Consider the following 16,635-nt stretch of genomic DNA (forward strand, 5'->3'; position numbering starts at 1 on the left):
GGAGCACGCGTCCTCGGCCGCCACAGCGGCCCGCTGTCGCGATCACCGGCGCCGGGACCCTCTCGCGGTCGACGTGCGCAGGTGCCCGGCCACGCGGGGCTCGGGGTATCGGCGGCGTATCGAAAAACGCATATGTCACCGCAACAGGTCGCCGACTTGGGTGGAGACGGCACGGCGCACAGTGCAGCAACGGTTATCGATGGATCGGGAAGGACCGTGATCATGGACCCGGATTCCGTACGGGGTATCGACCGGCGACGGCTGCTCGGCTGGGGCGGGCCGGCCGCCGCCGGCGCGGTGGCGATCGGCGCGCCGCTGGTGGGCGCCGCACCCGGCCACGCCGACCCGGCCCCGACCGGTCGCGACATCCCGCCGGACACCCGGCCCGGCGGGGCCTACGACCGGTACGTGGCGAGCCTGGCCGCCGAGGACAAGTTCTCCGGCGTGGTGATGTTGTCGCATCGGGGCCGGACGGTGCTCTCGCGCAGCTACGGAATGGCCGACACGGAAAGGGGGATCCGCAACCACGAGGGCACCGCGTTCAACCTCAGTTCGGCCGGCAAGCCGTTCGGCGCGGTGGCCGTCCTGCAACTGGTGCAGCGGGGCAAGGTGAAGTTGTGGGACACCGTGGGCACCCACCTGAAGGGCTTCGCCCCGGAGATCGCCGAGCAGGTGACCATTCACCATCTGCTCTCCGCCACCTCCGGGTTGAACTCCCCCGAGGAGGACCTGGAACGCGTCTTCCAGAGCCGCGACGAGGTGCGCGAGTACTGCGAACGCTGGGCCCGGCAGGCGAAGTTGGTGTCGCCCCCCGGCACCCCCACCGAGCATGTCGGTTCCGACGTCGCCATCCCCGCGATGATCGTGGAGGCCGTGAGCGGCACGACGTACTGGGACTACGTCCAGGAACACGTCTTCGGGCGCTGCGGCATGACCGGCACGGCGTTCTACACCAGACCGCAGTGGCTCACCGACGAGCACATCGCGCACTCGTACATGCGGCAGGCCGACGGCAGCCGAGTGGACGCCGTCCGCAACCTGGACAAGGGCAGCCCGGACCCGTACCAACTGGGCAGGAATCCGGGCCGCAACTTCATCGATCCGCCCGGGGACGGGGGCTTCGCCACCGCGCCGGACCTGATCCGGTTCGCGACCGCGCTGGGGGACGGCACGGTGCTGGACCGGCCCTATGCCGAGTTGTTCACCGGGGCCAAGATCCCGCACGGTCCTCGGACGAACGGGTTCGCCGGCCGGGCGACCCCCGCCGACGCGTCGTTCGGGGGCTACACGTTGCCGGTCGGCATCGTCAACGGCCAGTCGCTGATCGGACGCGCCGGCGTCAACCCCGGCAGCGTCGCCAGTTGGAACATCTACCCGCACACCGGCTGGGTCGGTGTCATCCTCGGCAACCACGACGACGTGCCGTTCCAGGAAATCATCGAGCGGGAGATCCAGGCCGTCACCGGCCGGCGATAAGGTACGGCGACCACCTGACCTCGGGTCCCTGCGGGCGGCGCCGGCCGGGAGCGCATGTGCACAAGGGAGTCGACGTGATACCGACCGAGGCGGACCTCACCGAAGCCGTATACCGGGCCGCCGGTGCCGCCGTCTCGGATCTGTTCCGGGAATACCCGGAGCACGACTTCTACTACTGCGCGCTGGTCACGCCGGGCGAGGCGTTCGGCCCGTCGCTTTCGGCCTGGTCGACCCAGGCCCTGGCCGCCGCGGCGGGCGGTTCCCCGGCCGAGGCCGACCTGTTGCGGTGGTCCTACGCGGACTCGCCGTTCTGCACCTACGGGGAGCGGCACCTCGCCCCGATCCGAGGTCTCTTCGACGCCCGACCGCAGGTCTACGAACTCCCCGACGACGAGGCGGAGGCCGAGTTCGAACTGCGGTTGGGCGCGATGGTCGCGGCGATGGCCCGCCTCGACGCGGAAGGGCTGTTCGGCGACGGTGGGCGACGCCTGTCCATCGTCGCCGTCGTCGAGGTCCCCGGGGACGAGGCCGAGAACGCCGCCCGCGCCCTGGCCCTGAACCCCCGGGCAGCCGCCGCCGCGTACCTCGCGGAGAACGCACCCACGCCCGTGCCCCGAAGCCCCCGGTAACCGCCGCCGCGGCGGGCCCGCCCCGGCGGTGCGACGGCGTTGCCCGACGGCCCCGGCCGAGACGGCGGAGCGGGCCGCGCGCTTCAGGCGAACGAAGTCGCCGCGGCCGTGCAGTTCGACCGACCGGTGTCGTGCTGGGCCCGGGCCGCCGCCATGAGCACGTCGAGCGCGTTGCGGGTGCGCTGCAACTCCTCGATGTGGTCGGAGAGTCGGTCCCGTTCCTGGAGCATGCGCTCCATCGCGGCGGCGGAATGGTCGTCGCTGGGCGAGTCCACGCACGGCAGCAGTTCGACGATGGTGCGGCTGGACAGGCCGGCCGCGTACAGGCGCTGGACGAAGGCGACGCGCTCGATCTCGTGGTCGGTGTAGTGCCGTTGCCCGCCGGCGCTGCGGACGCTGGTGAGCAGCCCCTGCTCCTCGTAGTAGCGCAGCGAGCGGACGCTGGCCCCGGTCCGCGCCGCGAGTTCGCCGATCCGCATCTCGTACTCCTGTCCGTGACCCCGGTCACACGACTTGCCTCTCACATTGATGTGAGGTTTTAGCGTACTACCGGGCCCGTTCGCCAGGGCCCGCCACCAGTACCGGGCAGTACGAGCCGTACGAGGAGTACCGGCATGACCACGTTGTTCGACCGTCACCGTCTCGGTGATCTGGAACTGCCCAACCGCGTCGTGATGGCGCCGATGACCCGGGTCCGGGCCGCGGCGGAGGGGCTTGCGACCCCGTCCATGGCGGCCTACTACGCCCAGCGGGCCACCGCCGGGCTGATCGTCGCCGAGGGCGTTCAGCCGAGCCTCGTCGGCCAGTCCAACCCGGGCACGCCGGGCCTGTACACCGACGCGCAGGTGACCTCCTTTCGGCCCATCACCGACGCCGTGCACGCCAACGGCGGGCGCATCTTCGCCCAGATCATGCACGGCGGCCGGATCTCGCACCCCGACACCACCGGCCTGCAGCCGGTCGGGCCGTCCGCGGTGGCCGCCGCGGGCAACGTGTTCACCCCGACCGGGCCGCAGCCCGCGCCGGTGCCCCGCGCACTGGCGACCGCCGAGGTGCCCGAGCAGGCGCGCTCCTACGCCGAGGCCGCCCGGCGCGCCGTCGACGCCGGCTTCGACGGTGTCGAACTGCACGGCGCCAACGGCTATCTGATCTCGCAGTTCCTGTCCTCCAACGCCAATCTGCGCACCGACTCCTACGGCGGCCCGGTGCGCAACCGCATCCGGTTCGCCGTCGAGGCCGTCGCCGCCACGGTGGACGCCGTGGGCGCGGCCCGCACCGGAATCCGGCTCTCCCCGGGCGGCACCTTCTGGGACGTGGCGGAGACGGACGTACCGGAGCTGTACGCGGCCCTGCCGGCGGAGTTGGCCCGCTTCGACCTCGCCTACGTGCACGTGGAGGCGACCGCGGCGGAGGAGGTGCTGGTCGGACTGCGCCGCGGGTGGCCCGGCACCCTCGTCGTCAACCCGGTGCTCCCGATGGGCCCGAAGCAGACCGACCGGACCTCCGCCGACCACTGGCTCGGGCTGGGAGCGGACCTGATCAGCTTCGGCCGCGCCTTCATCGCCAACCCCGACCTGGTCGAACGGCTGCGCACCGGCCTGCCCATCGCGCCCGCCGACGAGAACACGTACTACCAGGGCGGCGACGCGGGCTACCTCACCTACCCGGCCTACCAGTACACCGCCTGAACGGAGGCGGCGGACGAGTGGAGGAACAATGAATTCGCCTCGGGACCAGGTCGCCGACACCGCGGCAACGGAACCGTCCGCCCGGACGGACATCATCATCGCCGGCCGGGTCTTCGTCCCCGCCGGGGAGATCGAAACGTTCGTCGCCGAGGCCCGGGCGACGTACCCGATCGCCGCGGCGAACCCCGGAAACGTGTCGATTTCGTTCTGCGTGGAGGACGCGACGACCGGAACCGTCACGGTACTGGAGCAATGGGCGTCCCAGGAGGCGCTCGATCGACACCTGGCCACGCCGGAGGTCAGGGCACTCTTCGCCAAGTGGAGCCCGCACATGCGCAACGAAGTGCGCAAGTTCGACGCGCGCAACGAGAGAGACCCGCGGGCCTGAGCCACCCGCCGTCGAGCCGAACCGCGTCGACGCCTTCCGCTGCGCCGCGGCGTCGGCGATGCCGTCGCCGGGGCCCGGTCGTGCCGGGCCCCGGCCGGGGTGCGTCGGGGGAGGGCGGTGATCGCGGCCGGGCGCCTACGTGGCACCAGGACCGCCGGCAGTGGCGGATCACCAGTCGGTCCGCGGCCGGTCGGGCGCGGGAGGAGTGGGCCGACGCCGTGGTCGGCGCGATCGGGTTCTTCCAGGACCCGATGACCCCGGACATCCCCGGCCTGGACACCTGCGCCGGAACTCGTACACACCGCCGCGTGGGACCCCGACCTCGACCGATCCGATCCGATCCGGACGGTGCCGGGGTGGCCTGGCGTTTCCCGCCCCTACGTGGCGTGATGCCCGTCCCCGGGGCCGATTCGCAGGCCGACGAGTCGGCCGCACCGACCGCCCGCCGCCTCGGCCCGCCGATCGGCGGTCAGCCGCAGATCGCCTTGTCCAGGAGGGCTTCGACGGCGTCGTCGGGGTCGCCGCGGAAGTCGGGCGTGAGCGCGATCGTGACCTGGCGGCGCCGATCCTGGGTGGAGAACGACCAGGCCTGGTACGCCAGGGCATCGCCGTCGTTGCCGTACACGGGAATCCCGCACGTGGTGTCCTGCCAACGCAATCCCAGCCCGTACCGCCCCCCTTCGACGCCCGCCGTCTTCATCTCGTCGAGCAGGTGACTCGGCAGGAGGCGCCCACCGACCAGCGCGGCCATGAATCGGTTCAGATCCGCCGTCGTGGAGATCATCTCGCCGCCCGCGCCCATCAGCGACGGATTCATCTCGGTGAAGTCGACGAGTCGGGTCTCGTTGCCCTGCCGTACCGGGAGGTAACCCTTCAGGTGCGGTCCACGAATACGCGACGACGTCCCCGGCAGCGAGGTGCCCTGCAACCACAGCGGTTCGATGATTCGGCGCTCGATCTCCCTGGCATACGACCGGCCGGTCACCTTGTGGACGATTTCGCCGAGCAGGAGGTAGCCGGTGTTGGAGTAAGCGTATTCGCCCCCCGGTTCGGAGGTCGCCGGCTGGGTCACCGCCCGCTGGATCAGCTCCATGGCGGACCAGGTGCGGAACCGGTCGGCCTCGAACTCCGGCGTCGGTGGCATCGGCAGCGTCCGACGGTAGTCGGGCACCCCGCTCGTGTGGTTGAGGAGCTGCCGCACGGTGATCCGATCACCCGCGGGGACCACGCCGGGCAGCCACTTCTCGACCTTGTCGTCCAGGTGCAACCAGCCCTCGTCCACGAGTTGCAGGACGACGGTGGCGACGAACGTCTTGGTGATGCTGCCCGCGCGGAACCGGCCCTGTGCCGGCACCTCCCGCGTCGTGCCCAGTTCGGCGACGCCGCTGACGCCTCGCCACACGTGGCCGTCGCGCTGCACCTCGATCAGCGCACCCAAGGCGCCGTTCGCCGTGATGTCGTCCAGCCCCTTCTGCAGCCCGCCGCGATCCGGGCGATCCGTCTGCTCCGCCGAGGCAAGCGCGGCGGATGGCACCGCGACCACCGCCAACGCCGTCGCCGCGGTCACCAATACCCGATGCATGCGCTTCATGCCGGCCCCCGATTCGTTCGAGTCGTGCACCTCGGGGTCGAACCCCCGTTGGCAACAAGCTTGTCGGGCAGGGCAGTCCCCCGGCGATGGGGCTCGTGGCCGTATCCACCGGGGGGATACCCCCACCTCCGCCACGGCGTCGCCACGGGTTGCGCGGGTGCCCGTCCCGGTCGTGGAACGAGGCGGCTGCGGAGTGGGTGGGCGCCCACCGGTTCACCGGATTTCCGAGCGACGGGGTCACCCGTACAGCCGAACCCGGTGACCGCGGAGCGACTTCGCGAAGACGCATCCCGCGACCCGAGGTTTCGGGTCATACTGTGCCCCCGGCACCCGAAGGACCGCCGGGGCGGGCGCGGCCCGAACGCCACAGGGACGGCGGTTCGGGTCGCGCCCGGGCGCGACCGCGCCGGGCACCTCGTCGGCGCCGGGATGCGGCCGGGAAGCCGACGGGTCGAGTGGGGCACCTCGGGCACCTCGGGCGCGAACAGCGGGCCGAGGACCGGGCCGGGAACGCGGCCGGGAACCGGACGTGCCGGACGGTGGATTCCTCCCCCCGTCAGTCGCCGCCCGTCACTGCGACCCCGCGGCCACCAGCGTCGCGGTGATGGGTTCGAGCTCGGCGACCAGTTCGTCGAGCTCGGCGGGGGACAGGGCGTCGTACGGCGGGGCGGCGAGTTCGTCGGTGAGGGCCTCGATGCGGTCCCGGGTCTCGCGGCCGGCGTCGGTGAACCGGCCGTCGTTGTCGACCAGTCCGCGCTCGCGCATGCCGTTCATGACCGCGGCCAGCCGTTCCTTCGGCAGGTGATGGATGCGCCCGAACGACTCCGGCGGGTGGATGCCCTGCGCCAGCGCGGAGAGCACATGGGCCTCCGTGCCGCCGATGCGCGCCCCGACGAGAGCGGCGATGTGTCCGTCGCCGCGGTGCTCGCGCAGCATGGTCGCGGAATGCCACAGCCGGGCAACCGGGTCGCTCGGGATCGGCAGGGTGCGCATCCCGGCGTACATCACCCGTCCTTCCATGGGCGCGTTCGTCGCCGCTCTGGTGGTCAGGTCGGCGGCGCGCGCCAGGCCCGGGGAGTCGGCCGTCTCGTCGCCGAGGATCCGCCGCAGGGAGGCCGCGCTGCCCCGCTCCCGCGCGGCGACGGACGCCTCCGGCGGGATCGTTTCCCACGCGCTCGGGATGTGCCGCGCGGCCTCCCCCTCGGCGAAGTTGTAGAAGGCCGCGTGCACGACCTCTGCCGGCACCCGCCCCAGCGGCGCGGCGCGGCCGGCGAAGTAGCCGTCCCAGTAGGTGCGGTGGCCGAGTGCGGCCATCTCCTCGTTGCACTCGTCGGCGAGGAAACTGACCAGGCAGATCGGCTCCAGGAGCTCGAACATGCGGCGGGGCGTGTGAGTCATGGCCCACATCATGCCCGCGGTCGACGTCCCGCGGTGCGATCCGGGCCACCGGATCAACTCCCGGGCGTGGCAGCCGAACAGGTGCGAGCCCCCCGCCGGGCGAACCGCCGACATCGATGTCCCGTCACACGAACGAACCCGTCGGCCCCGACCCGGGACCCCGCCGCATGCCCGACGGGGCGCGTGGGTCCTTCCGATCGGGATCACCACGCGCGCCGGGTCACCGGGACCGATGTCTCCTCATGGCTTGGGCACCCCGACGTTCAGTCCCTCGGTCACGCCGTCGCCGGTCACCTCGACCCGGCCGTTGGCGAACATCCCGAGTTCGACCTTCAACAGCCGGGTACCGCCGCCGGGTTCGACCGCCTCGACGCCGTAGCCGCCCTCGGTGAGCGCGAGCAACGCGTTGACCGGGACGGTCAGCACACCCTTCTTCTCCTTCCCGGTGAAGCCGACGGACACCGGCGCGCCGTCCAGGCTGCCCGCGTCCTTGGGCTGGTCGAGCGCGATGTCGATCGGGATGGTGGCCTTGTCCTGGCCCTGTGGGCCGCCCTGCGACTGGTCGCCCTCCTTGGCCACCGTGCCGACCTGGGTGATGGTGCCGCCGGTGGTCGTGCCGCCGGGCAGCGTGATCTGGACCTTGGCGCCCTTGCTCGCCAGCGTCTGCTTGTTCACCGGCAGGTTGACGGTGACCCGACGGCCGGTGCCGCTCGCCTTGAGCAGCGGCCCCTGCGACGTCGATCCCAGGACCCCGGTGACCTCGCTGACGCGCACCGAGTCGGGCAGCACGATCGCGTCGCCGGCGTCGAACCGGCCGGTCTGCTTGTGGCCCATGTCCTTCTGCCACTTGCGCACCGCCGCGGCGGTCGTGTCGGTGAACTTCTCGTCCACGGTGAACCCGCCGTAGCCCAGCGCCTGCAGGTTCTGCTCCAACTCCCGTACGTCCACGCCCTTTTCGACACCCACGTACAACGCCCGCCAGAACGGCGTCCCGCCGTAGAACAACGGCACCTTCGTCCCGTCCCGGCCGTACACCCGATCGCCCTGCGACAGCCTGTCACCCACGCTCGGGAGCCAGGTGATGGTCCCGGGGCCCGCATTGTTTCCGGTGTCGGGGGGCGAACCGCCCTGACCGCCGCCGGAACCCGCACCGCCGGTTGCCGAGCCGCCACCCGGGCCGCTGTTCGAGCCGCCACCCGAGCCCGAGTTCGAGCCTTGAGGAGGGCTGCCGCCCGAGCCCTGCGACGGCCCCGGGCTTCCGCCGGTCTGCGGCTTGTTCCCACTGCCTCCGTTGCTCCCGTTGTTCCCGTTGCTCCCGCCGGTCGACGTGTTCTCCTTGTCCGGTCCGGGTGCGGCGGCGTTCACGGAGTACGTGCCGGCATAGCCGAGCTTGCCGTCCACGTTCTGCCGGTCGACCAGGTCCGCCCGGGTCACCGGGACCGCGTCCAGTTTCGTGCGATTCACGGAGGCACCGGAGCCGTCGCCGCCGTCGGAGAGCAGTACGGCCACCGCCCCACCCGCCGAGGCCAGCACCAGAGTCACCGCGAGCGCATGTCGGCACCGACGACGACGCCCGCGCGGGTACGCCGTTCGGTCCGGTTCGGTCGGCGTGGGAGCCGGTTCCTCGTCGTACCCGTAGTGCCGTGCGGGGTCGATCGAAACCACGAGCCGCCCCTACTTCTTCTTCGTCGGCGGCGGAAGCTTCTTGTTGCACAGGTCCATCGCCGTCTTCACCTTGTCGTCGTTGATGTCCAGCGTGACCATCGCGCCACCCGCGCCGTCGCCCACGTTCACGCCGTTCTCGCGCAGACAGTCCGTGCGCTTGGCCTGCCACTCCTTGAACTTGGGGTCGTTCGGGTCGAAGTCGCTCTTCGGCTGGAACTTCTCACACGCCTTCATCGCTTCCTCGGTCTTGGACGACCCCTCGTCCGCGGACATCGCCTGCATCCGCATCGCGCCGCCCTCACCGGGCTCCGGGTCGGGCATGTCGACCCCGTGCTCGCGCATGCAACCCGCGAACTTGACCATCTGGTCCCGGCGTTCGCCGTCGTCACTCTTGCCCGAGCCGGCCTGGCCACCGCTCGACTCGGCCTTCGCGCCGCCACTGCCCCCGCCCGAGGCCACCTTGCTCTCCGGCGAGCCGCCCTCGTCGGCGCAACCGACCGTGGTCAACGCGAGACCACTCGCCAGGACCACCCCGACCGCCAACCTCAGCGCCAGGGGCCGCCCCGACCGCGCGCGCCCGAACCTCGTCATCACTGCCGCTCCCACCCGTCGTCGCATCCATCGGTCCTGTGCACCCCTCGTCGTCACCGCCGTGACGGCGAGAGGGAGCGACAACAGGTCTACGCACCGACGGGTTACCACGACGTCACCCGGATCGGTTATCCGGAGTTAACACGGGCACGCGTATAACCGATGAGGGTCATCCGAAGTCTGCGAATCGGGCCATTCGCCTGTCGTTCCCAGACGTTCCCGCTCGCCCCCACGCCTTCCGACCCAACCTCCCCGCGCCCATCGGCGGACGGCCGAGCATCCGCCCGGCCGTTGGGAGTTCCGGCCGTGCGGCGGACCCACAGGGCCATGTGTATCGGCGCCGGCTGCGCGCGAGGCGTCCGCCCCGCACCGGCGCCCCGACGTCGTCTCGCGCGGCGTGTCCCACGGCGATGGGACCCGGCCGTCAGCACGCCGAACCGCAGCAGCGCGCAGCAGTTTCCACCACCACTCATCAGCCGACGCACTCGAGAGGTCTTCCCATGGTCGTCGTACCGCTGCTCCTGACCCGCCGCCTCGCGCCCTCCGCAGGCAGCCCGCCCACGTTGCCGGACCACCACTACGATCCCGACCTGTGCGCGAACGTGGTCGCCGACGGCACCCTGCTCGTCCACGCCGCAGACGCGGACCTCGTCGCGGACTACACCTCCACCCAGGAGCCCTCCGGGCTCAAGGCAGACGACTGACCCCTACTCCACCGTCGTAGTCGTGGCTGCCGAGATCGACCCCGCCGCCGGCACATCTCGACGGCCACGCCAACGCCGCCTGGGACGGCTCACCCGCCAAGGCCCGCCTCACCCGGCCCGGACGAGGCTTCCACCGAGACGGACCCAACGCCGCTCTCGGTGGCCGGAGTCGGCCCGGCCGACGGCCGCCACTCTCGCCTGAGCAATCCGAACACCCACGAGTCGGATACCTCGCCGTTCACGACACAGTCTTCCCGCAGCGTCCCTTCCCGCACGAATCCGATCTTCTCCAGGACCCGGGCGGATGCCACGTTGCGCGTATCGGTCTCGGCCTGAACCCGATTCAGGTCCAGTGTGTCGAACGCCCACCGCAGCAAGGCGTGCGCGGCCTCCGTCGCGAAGCCGTGGCCCCACATCGCATCGCCGAGGCAGTAGCCCAACGACGCGCTGCGACAGTTCTCGTCCCAGGAGGTCAGACCGCACCAGCCGACGAAGGCCCCGTCGGAAGCACGGTCGATGGCCACCCGGGCCCCGGTGCCGTCGTCCGCCATCTGCCGGCACATCTTGACGAACCGTTCGGCGCGGGCCCGTTCGTGCCACGGCGGGGAGTCCCAGTAGCGCATCACGTAGCTGCTGCGGTGCAGCGCGAAGAGGGGGTCCGCGTCGGCGTCGGTGAAGGGGCGCAGTCGCAGGCGAGGGGTGTGCAGTACCGGGGTGGCCAAAGTCATGCGCACCATCCTGCGTCCTCATGAGGCGGACGGACACCGAATATCCGGTCCGGTCCGCATGACCGAGGCACGCCCGCCTACCGGCAGTTCGTGTACGGCACGACTACTCGTCCCGCCCACCGGTGCCCGGCCGTTCGGCGAACCGCGTGGAGGTCGAGTGCCGGTCGGGTGGTCACGGTTTCGGAGCGGTGGCCGCGTCGGTGAGTTCCGGAGATGCATGGGGCGGTTTGGGTAGGGAAATGGCGATGGTGAGGCCGCCGTGGTGGTTTGCGGTGGTGGTTATCCGAGCCGCGTGGGCGTGGACGATGGCTTGGACGATGGACAGGCCCAGGCCGGTGCCTCGGGCGGAGCCGGTGCGGTTGGGGCGGAACCGGCGGAACGGCTCGAAGAGTTCGGGGACACGTTCGGCGGGGATCAGCGGGCCGGTGTTGCGGACGCGGAGCGAACCGGCCGAGACGCCGACCGTGACGAAGCCGCCCGGATGGTTGTGTCGTACCGCGTTCTCGACCAGGTTGGTGACCAACTGGCGCAGCAGCAACGGGTCGCCGGACACCACGCTCTCGGCGAGGAGCGCGTCGACCCGGACGCCCGCCTGCTCGGCTGCGGGCTGCGTCTGTCGCAACACGTCGGCGGTCAACTCGTCCAACGCGACCGGCGACGTCTGGACGTTCCCGCGCTCGCTCACCGCCAGGCTCAGCAGTCCGTCGATCAGGTGCTCGGTGCGTCGGTTCAGGGCGAGCAGTTGTTCGCGGGTGTCGATGATGTCCTGTGGTGCGTGGGGGTCGGCGAGGCCGATCTCGATGGCCGTGCGTTGGACGGTGAGTGGGGTGCGCAGTTCGTGTGAGGCGTTGGCGACGAACAGGCGTCGGCTGTCGAAGGATTTCTCCAGTCGGTCGAGCATCCCGTCGAAGGTGTCGGCGAGTTGCTTGAGTTCGTCGTCGGGGCCGGGCATCGCGATGCGTTCGTGCAGGTTGTGCTCGGACAGTCGGCGTGCCGTCGCGGTGATCCTGTGCACCGGACGCAGCACCCGGCCGGACATCCACCAGCCGACCAGCATCGAGCTCGCGGCCAGGAGCAGCAGAGCCGCGATGAGCACGGTCAGCAACTGACTCATCGTCACGTTCTGGCCGGTGTCGACGGCCCGCCGGATCGCCTCTGCCGGGACCGTGTTGTCCGGGGTCTGCGTACCCTGCAACGGTTGCGCGGGCTGGGCCCGACCCACGCAGACCGGGGCGATTTCGTTTGTGTCCGTGGTCGGGGACGTGGTGATCCTCAATGTCCTCGCCAGCGCGATCGGCAATCGCTCGGACAGCCGCCGGCCGACGAACCAGTACACGATGCCCAGCAGCACCGTGCCGACGACGAGCGACATGCCGCCGTACAACAGGGTGAGTCGGGCCCGCGCCGACGGTCGGCGGAACAGCCTCCGGTAGGGCAGCCGCACGCCCGAGAGCAGCCGCCCGCCTGTCGCCGGGCCGCTCCGTCGGGATGCCCTCCGGCCGCTTCCACGAGGTGTGCGTGGGCTGTTCATCTCAGGGATCCCGAGCCGGGTACGGGCCGGACGACCTGCGGGTCGCCCGGTTCGGCGCGCAGCTCGCACATGGTCACCCGCGCGATGTCGGAAAAGGGGTCGACGGTCCGGTCCCACACCCGCTCCGGCATTTCCTCGTCCTCGGTCACCAGAACTTGCAAGGTTTGTCGCTCCGTTTCGAGCCGGGGAAGGGGGTGGGAAGGATGGGGAACGAATGGAGCACGAATGGGCCCGAACGGCCCGATTCGCAGGCTTCGGATGAACCCCATCGGTTATACGCGCGCCTGCGTTAACTCCGGATAACCGATCCGGGTGACGTCGTGGTAACCCGTCGGTGCGTAGACCTGTTGTTGCTCTCACGCCGCTACGGCGGGTGGTGACCACACGAGCGACGGGTGCGACGACGGGCGGGAGAGCGGCAGCGGTGACGAGGTTCCGGCGCGCGGGAGCGAGACGGTCTCCCCGCCGAGGCCGGTCACCCGCACATCGGCAACGGGAGGAGCGGACAGTGACTTCACAGGATGGGCGCCGGGTGGCCGAGGGAATGTCGCGGAGACGGATGTTGGGGGCGATGGGCGCGGGCGCGGTGGCCTCGGCCGGCGTGGCCGGGCGGGCGTACGGCTCGCCTGCCGGGGCTCGTTCGGCCGCGGAGCTGGTGGCCGGGCCGATCAAGCGGGATCTGGCGATGTTGGATGTGATCGCCGCCCGGCACGGCGGCAACCGGGGTGCCGGCCTGCCCGGCTTCGACTACTCCGCATGCTATGTGGAGGCCCGGCTGCGCGACGCCGGATACCGTACCCGGCGTCTGGCGGTCGGCTACGACCGAACCGATCACATCCGCGACACCGTCGAACAGGTCCGCCCCCGAGCGCGCAGCGTTTTTCACGTCGCGGCGGGCGGAGTCGCGGCATCACCGACTGGCGGTGACACCGGGGACTTGGTCATTCCGCGCGATGCCTTCGGTGACGCCGCGGACAGTTGGGAGGGCATCGACGCCCGCGGGAAGGTGGCGCTGTTACAACTGCGCCCGAACCTGCTGCGCGGCGCCCGTCGGGAGCACGTCGGCGGCGGATGCCACAGCGGCATGGCGGCCAGGAGGCAACGGGTCGCCGCGGATCAGACCGAGTCGGCCCGCCAGGCCCTGATCCGGGCCCGTGCCGCCGGCGTTGCGGCGGTGTTGTTCCACCTCGATCAGGTCGACTTCCCGATCGGTCTGGTCTTCGATGCTCCCGGGGACGCCGGGCTGCCGCCGGCGAGCGTCGTCTTTTCCAGCGACGCCACCGCGCTGCGCGAGGACATGAACGCCGGCGGTACGACGGTGCGCGTCGAACTGGAGCTGCGCCGGCGACATGTGGACACCTTCAGCGTGCTGACCGTGCCCCCGGACGCCTCCGCCGCCAGGTACCTGTTCGGCGCGCATCTGGACAGCGTCCCCCGGGGCCCCGGCATCGACGACAACGGCTCCGGCTCCGCGCTGCTGCTCCACCTCGCCCATGCCCTCGCCGTCGAGCCCGCAGGCAGTCCCGTGCAGTTCTGCTGGTGGGGCGGCGAGGAGGACGGCATGCGCGGCTCCCGACACTTCGTCGAGACCGAACCGCTCCAGCCGATCCGCGGCTACTTCAACCTGGACATGGTCGCCGCCCCCAACTATGTCATCGGCGTCTACGGCAACGGGCCGCAACGCCATTTCACCGACCACTTCACCGCCATCGGCCAACCCTGGCTCGAAGGACCCGTCGACGGGATGTCCGACCAAGTCCCCTTCCTCGACGCCGGGATCCCCGTCGCCGGGATCGACACCGTGCGCAGCGCACCCGCCGCCCTCAAGGACGACCGCGAAGCCGCACTGTTCGGAGGCACCGTCGGGCGGCCCTTCGACCCCAACTACCACGGCCCGGGCGACACCGTCACCAACATCAGCACCAAAGCCCTGGCCATCTGCACCACCGCCGGCCTGGCCGCGCTCCGAGCCGTGAGCCGCTGACAGGCAACGACCGGCGACCCGCCCGAAAATCCCCCGCCCGGGGGCCGCTCGTTCGCTTCCTCATCCGCGGATCAGCGTGCGGTCACCGCACGCGGCCTTGTCACTGCGCAAGCGTCATGTCGCCGCCGTTGCCGCCGTGTTCCGGCCCGGCCGTCCTACCGGTGGTCCTCGGATCGCGATGCCCGGTCCGCCAGCGCCCGTACCTCGGCGGCGACGGCGGCATGACGCTCGCGCGGTATGTCGTGCCCCACGCCGGGCTGCAGGACCAGGCGTGCGCCGGGGACCGCAGCGGCCGTGGCGTGGGCCGCGGACGGCTTGAGCAGGGGATCGTCGGTGCCGTGCAGCACCAGCGTCGGGACCCGCAGCTCCGCCAGGGACGGGCCGTGCCACTTCGCGCCGATCTGCCGCGACTGGGCCTTCGGGTCGGCGATGCCGGTGTCCACGTCGGCGCTGATCCGCTCCAGCGCCTCCACTTCGTCGAAGGGGTAGCCGGGTGACGCACACAGACGGGCGACCGCGAGGCCCATGGCGATCCTTTCCTCCCGGCTTTCGGCGGGCTTGATCCGGGCGAACCTGGCGAGGGTGCCCAGGCGCAGATACCGGAAGGCGCCCAGGCCGCCGACGTCGCTGGGCAGTGCCGCGGACGAGGTGAGTGTGCGCACACGATCCGGGTGGCGCAGGGCGATGCGCTGGGCGACGACGCCTCCGAGGGAGTGCCCGAAGAGATGGGCGGATTCCCAGCCGAGCCCGTCCATGACCGCGATCGCGTCGTCGGCCAGGTCCTCGGCGGTGTAGGCCGCGCTGCGGCGGGCGGCGATCGCGGCGAAGGGGTTGCCCGACGAGGTCTGCGCCTGCATCCGGGTGGAGTCGCCCGAGTCCCGCTGGTCGTAGCGCGCGACGGCGAATCCGGCGGCCGCCCACGCCGCACACAGTCCTTCCGGCCACCAGTGCCGGGACACCGCCAGACCCATCACCAGCAGCAGCGGCTCGCCGTCCGCGCCCTCCCGGAACCGGTCGTAGGCGAGGTCGACGGCTCCGTTGTGGGCGAAGCGGCGTTCGGTCCAGGACATGGCGGGCTCCCTCGGTGGACGAAAAAACTGCGATCGGTGTTCGCAGTATTAGACTACAGCAGGCCAAGGACCGCACGCCGAGGAAGGTTTCCGACAGTGACCGAACACGAGCCCCGACCCACCGTGTGGTCACGGCCCGAACGCGGCACGCGCGGACCCGCACCCGAACGCGACCGCCGGCAGATCACCGCCGCCGCCGTCGCCCTGGCCGACGCCGACGGACTGGCCGCCGTCTCGATGCGCGCCCTTGCCCGGGAACTGGGCACCGGACCCGCCTCGCTCTACCGCTACCTGGCGAGCCGTGACGACCTGCTGGACCTGATGGCCGACGCGGTCACCGGCGAGGTCGACCTGTCCGCCGCACCCGGCGGCGACTGGATCGGCGACCTCACCGCCCTCGCCCTGCAGGCCAAGGCGGCACACGCCCGGCACCCGTGGCTGCTCGAACTGACCGCGCAGCGCGGCAGTGTGCTGGGGCCCAACGCGATCGACTACCTCGACCACGCCCTCGCGATCCTGACCCACGCCCCCGGCACCAGCTCGCAGAAACTGGAGACGATCGGCTTCGTCGGCGGCCTCGTCACCCTCTTCGCCCGCCACGAGGCGACCACCACCGCCGGCGGCGCGACCCCGTCCGCACAGGCGGCCCACCTTGCCGCCGTCGCCGCCGAGGGACGCCATCCCCACCTGCTCGCCGCACTGGCCACCGCAGGCCCCGCACCGTCGGACGGCCCCGCCGACCGGGACGCCCTCTTCGAACGCCTGTTGCGCCGCATTCTCCCCGGACTGCTCGGCTCGTGACGAAACGACCGCTGCTCGGCTTGCGCTTCGACCCGTTCGCCTCGGTCGGGCGCCCTTCCGGTGGTGTCCGGGGTCGGTGTGGGGCGCACCGGTTCTGACGACGCGTTCGACGTCGTGACGGGGCGCGGGCCTGTGCCTTCTTGAACCGGCAGGCCGACCCGGACCGGGTCGGGAGGTGGGCGCACCGGCGGAACGGGCCGCCTTCGTGCGCGGGTTCCGAATGCCCGACGCGTCCCGTTGCGGCGCGGGAGCGGCCGGGTCGGGGCGACGGCTCTCGCGATCGTGTTCGGCGCGGCAGCCGACAAATGTGGACAAAGTTACTTCTAATGGGACATGTGTGTGGTGGCTGTCACGGCGTGGTGACCGGTCGGCCGGAGCACAACCACGTCCG

General features: G+C 71.3%; 16 protein-coding genes. 7 read left to right on the top strand and 9 right to left on the bottom strand.

Going from position 1 to position 16,635, the window contains the following annotated elements:
- Positions 1-222: 222 nt before the first annotated feature.
- Complete coding sequence (locus ACH4U8_RS12940; protein WP_395777545.1) at positions 223-1,476, top strand: serine hydrolase domain-containing protein; 1,254 nt, start codon at positions 223-225, stop codon at positions 1,474-1,476.
- 74 nt (positions 1,477-1,550) lie between these two features.
- Positions 1,551-2,105, top strand: a complete 555-nt coding sequence (locus ACH4U8_RS12945; protein ID WP_395777547.1) for a DUF4303 domain-containing protein — start codon at positions 1,551-1,553, stop codon at positions 2,103-2,105.
- An 83-nt stretch (positions 2,106-2,188) separates the two neighbouring features.
- Here the strand turns inward: ACH4U8_RS12945 and ACH4U8_RS12950 are convergent, their stop codons facing one another.
- A complete protein-coding gene (locus ACH4U8_RS12950; protein WP_360322897.1) occupies positions 2,189-2,584 on the bottom strand; it encodes a MerR family transcriptional regulator in 396 nt (131 codons plus the stop codon).
- A 135-nt stretch (positions 2,585-2,719) separates the two neighbouring features.
- Between ACH4U8_RS12950 and ACH4U8_RS12955 the strand changes: the two genes are divergently transcribed.
- Both ACH4U8_RS12955 and ACH4U8_RS12960 read left to right on the top strand, forming a co-directional pair.
- A complete protein-coding gene (locus ACH4U8_RS12955; RefSeq protein ID WP_395777549.1) occupies positions 2,720-3,793 on the top strand; it encodes an alkene reductase in 1,074 nt (357 codons plus the stop codon).
- 28 nt (positions 3,794-3,821) lie between these two features.
- A complete protein-coding gene (locus ACH4U8_RS12960; protein ID WP_395777551.1) occupies positions 3,822-4,181 on the top strand; it encodes a putative quinol monooxygenase in 360 nt (119 codons plus the stop codon).
- 469 nt (positions 4,182-4,650) lie between these two features.
- Here the strand turns inward: ACH4U8_RS12960 and ACH4U8_RS12965 are convergent, their stop codons facing one another.
- The 4 genes from ACH4U8_RS12965 to ACH4U8_RS12980 form a co-directional block, all read right to left on the bottom strand.
- Positions 4,651-5,772: a serine hydrolase domain-containing protein gene (locus ACH4U8_RS12965; protein WP_395777552.1), complete on the bottom strand. Its 1,122-nt coding sequence runs from the start codon at positions 5,770-5,772 to the stop codon at positions 4,651-4,653.
- A 570-nt stretch (positions 5,773-6,342) separates the two neighbouring features.
- Entirely contained in the window at positions 6,343-7,170 is an 828-nt protein-coding gene (locus ACH4U8_RS12970) for a MarR family transcriptional regulator (protein WP_395777554.1), read from the bottom strand.
- A 240-nt stretch (positions 7,171-7,410) separates the two neighbouring features.
- The gene (locus tag ACH4U8_RS12975; protein ID WP_395777555.1) at positions 7,411-8,712 is read right to left on the bottom strand and encodes a peptidoglycan-binding protein; all 1,302 of its coding nucleotides are present in this window, start codon (positions 8,710-8,712) and stop codon (positions 7,411-7,413) included.
- Between the two features lie 132 nt (positions 8,713-8,844).
- A complete protein-coding gene (locus ACH4U8_RS12980; protein ID WP_379991753.1) occupies positions 8,845-9,426 on the bottom strand; it encodes a hypothetical protein in 582 nt (193 codons plus the stop codon).
- 500 nt (positions 9,427-9,926) lie between these two features.
- Between ACH4U8_RS12980 and ACH4U8_RS12985 the strand changes: the two genes are divergently transcribed.
- Positions 9,927-10,130: a hypothetical protein gene (locus ACH4U8_RS12985; protein WP_395777557.1), complete on the top strand. Its 204-nt coding sequence runs from the start codon at positions 9,927-9,929 to the stop codon at positions 10,128-10,130.
- A gap of 89 nt (positions 10,131-10,219) precedes the next feature.
- Here ACH4U8_RS12985 and ACH4U8_RS12990 read toward each other — a convergent pair whose 3' ends face one another.
- From ACH4U8_RS12990 to ACH4U8_RS13000, 3 genes are all read right to left on the bottom strand, one after another.
- Positions 10,220-10,858 (bottom strand): GNAT family N-acetyltransferase, encoded by a 639-nt coding sequence (locus ACH4U8_RS12990; protein WP_379991752.1) that lies wholly within the window; start codon positions 10,856-10,858, stop codon positions 10,220-10,222.
- 172 nt (positions 10,859-11,030) lie between these two features.
- Positions 11,031-12,302 (bottom strand): sensor histidine kinase, encoded by a 1,272-nt coding sequence (locus ACH4U8_RS12995; protein WP_395777559.1) that lies wholly within the window; start codon positions 12,300-12,302, stop codon positions 11,031-11,033.
- Between the two features lie 83 nt (positions 12,303-12,385).
- On the bottom strand, positions 12,386-12,550 hold the full coding sequence (locus ACH4U8_RS13000; RefSeq protein WP_395777561.1) for a hypothetical protein: 165 nt from the start codon (positions 12,548-12,550) through the stop codon (positions 12,386-12,388).
- Between the two features lie 347 nt (positions 12,551-12,897).
- On the opposite strand from ACH4U8_RS13000, the gene ACH4U8_RS13005 reads away from it, so the two are divergent.
- Positions 12,898-14,373: a M20/M25/M40 family metallo-hydrolase gene (locus ACH4U8_RS13005; RefSeq protein WP_360324784.1), complete on the top strand. Its 1,476-nt coding sequence runs from the start codon at positions 12,898-12,900 to the stop codon at positions 14,371-14,373.
- Positions 14,374-14,528: 155 nt separating this feature from the next.
- Here the strand turns inward: ACH4U8_RS13005 and ACH4U8_RS13010 are convergent, their stop codons facing one another.
- Entirely contained in the window at positions 14,529-15,443 is a 915-nt protein-coding gene (locus tag ACH4U8_RS13010; RefSeq protein WP_379991748.1) for an alpha/beta fold hydrolase, read from the bottom strand.
- A 96-nt stretch (positions 15,444-15,539) separates the two neighbouring features.
- Here ACH4U8_RS13010 and ACH4U8_RS13015 point away from each other — a divergent pair, with 96 nt between their 5' ends.
- Positions 15,540-16,244, top strand: coding sequence for a TetR/AcrR family transcriptional regulator (locus tag ACH4U8_RS13015; RefSeq protein WP_379991746.1), 705 nt, complete (start codon positions 15,540-15,542; stop codon positions 16,242-16,244).
- The last annotated feature ends 391 nt before the right edge of the window (positions 16,245-16,635 follow it).

Origin of the sequence: Embleya sp. NPDC020886 (assembly GCF_044333915.1) — a bacterium.
GTDB lineage: Bacteria > Actinomycetota > Actinomycetes > Streptomycetales > Streptomycetaceae > Embleya.

What these genes read in the sequence shown, in the direction of transcription:
- ACH4U8_RS12940 (WP_395777545.1), top strand. Translation starts at nt 223, where the DNA reads ATGGACCCGGATTCCGTACGGGGTATCGACCGGCGACGGCTGCTCGGC.
- ACH4U8_RS12950 (WP_360322897.1), bottom strand. Translation starts at nt 2,584, where the DNA reads ATGCGGATCGGCGAACTCGCGGCGCGGACCGGGGCCAGCGTCCGCTCG.
- ACH4U8_RS12955 (WP_395777549.1), top strand. Translation starts at nt 2,720, where the DNA reads ATGACCACGTTGTTCGACCGTCACCGTCTCGGTGATCTGGAACTGCCC.
- ACH4U8_RS12960 (WP_395777551.1), top strand. Translation starts at nt 3,822, where the DNA reads ATGAATTCGCCTCGGGACCAGGTCGCCGACACCGCGGCAACGGAACCG.
- ACH4U8_RS12965 (WP_395777552.1), bottom strand. Translation starts at nt 5,772, where the DNA reads ATGAAGCGCATGCATCGGGTATTGGTGACCGCGGCGACGGCGTTGGCG.
- ACH4U8_RS12970 (WP_395777554.1), bottom strand. Translation starts at nt 7,170, where the DNA reads ATGACTCACACGCCCCGCCGCATGTTCGAGCTCCTGGAGCCGATCTGC.
- ACH4U8_RS12980 (WP_379991753.1), bottom strand. Translation starts at nt 9,426, where the DNA reads ATGACGAGGTTCGGGCGCGCGCGGTCGGGGCGGCCCCTGGCGCTGAGG.
- ACH4U8_RS12985 (WP_395777557.1), top strand. Translation starts at nt 9,927, where the DNA reads ATGGTCGTCGTACCGCTGCTCCTGACCCGCCGCCTCGCGCCCTCCGCA.
- ACH4U8_RS12990 (WP_379991752.1), bottom strand. Translation starts at nt 10,858, where the DNA reads ATGACTTTGGCCACCCCGGTACTGCACACCCCTCGCCTGCGACTGCGC.
- ACH4U8_RS13010 (WP_379991748.1), bottom strand. Translation starts at nt 15,443, where the DNA reads ATGTCCTGGACCGAACGCCGCTTCGCCCACAACGGAGCCGTCGACCTC.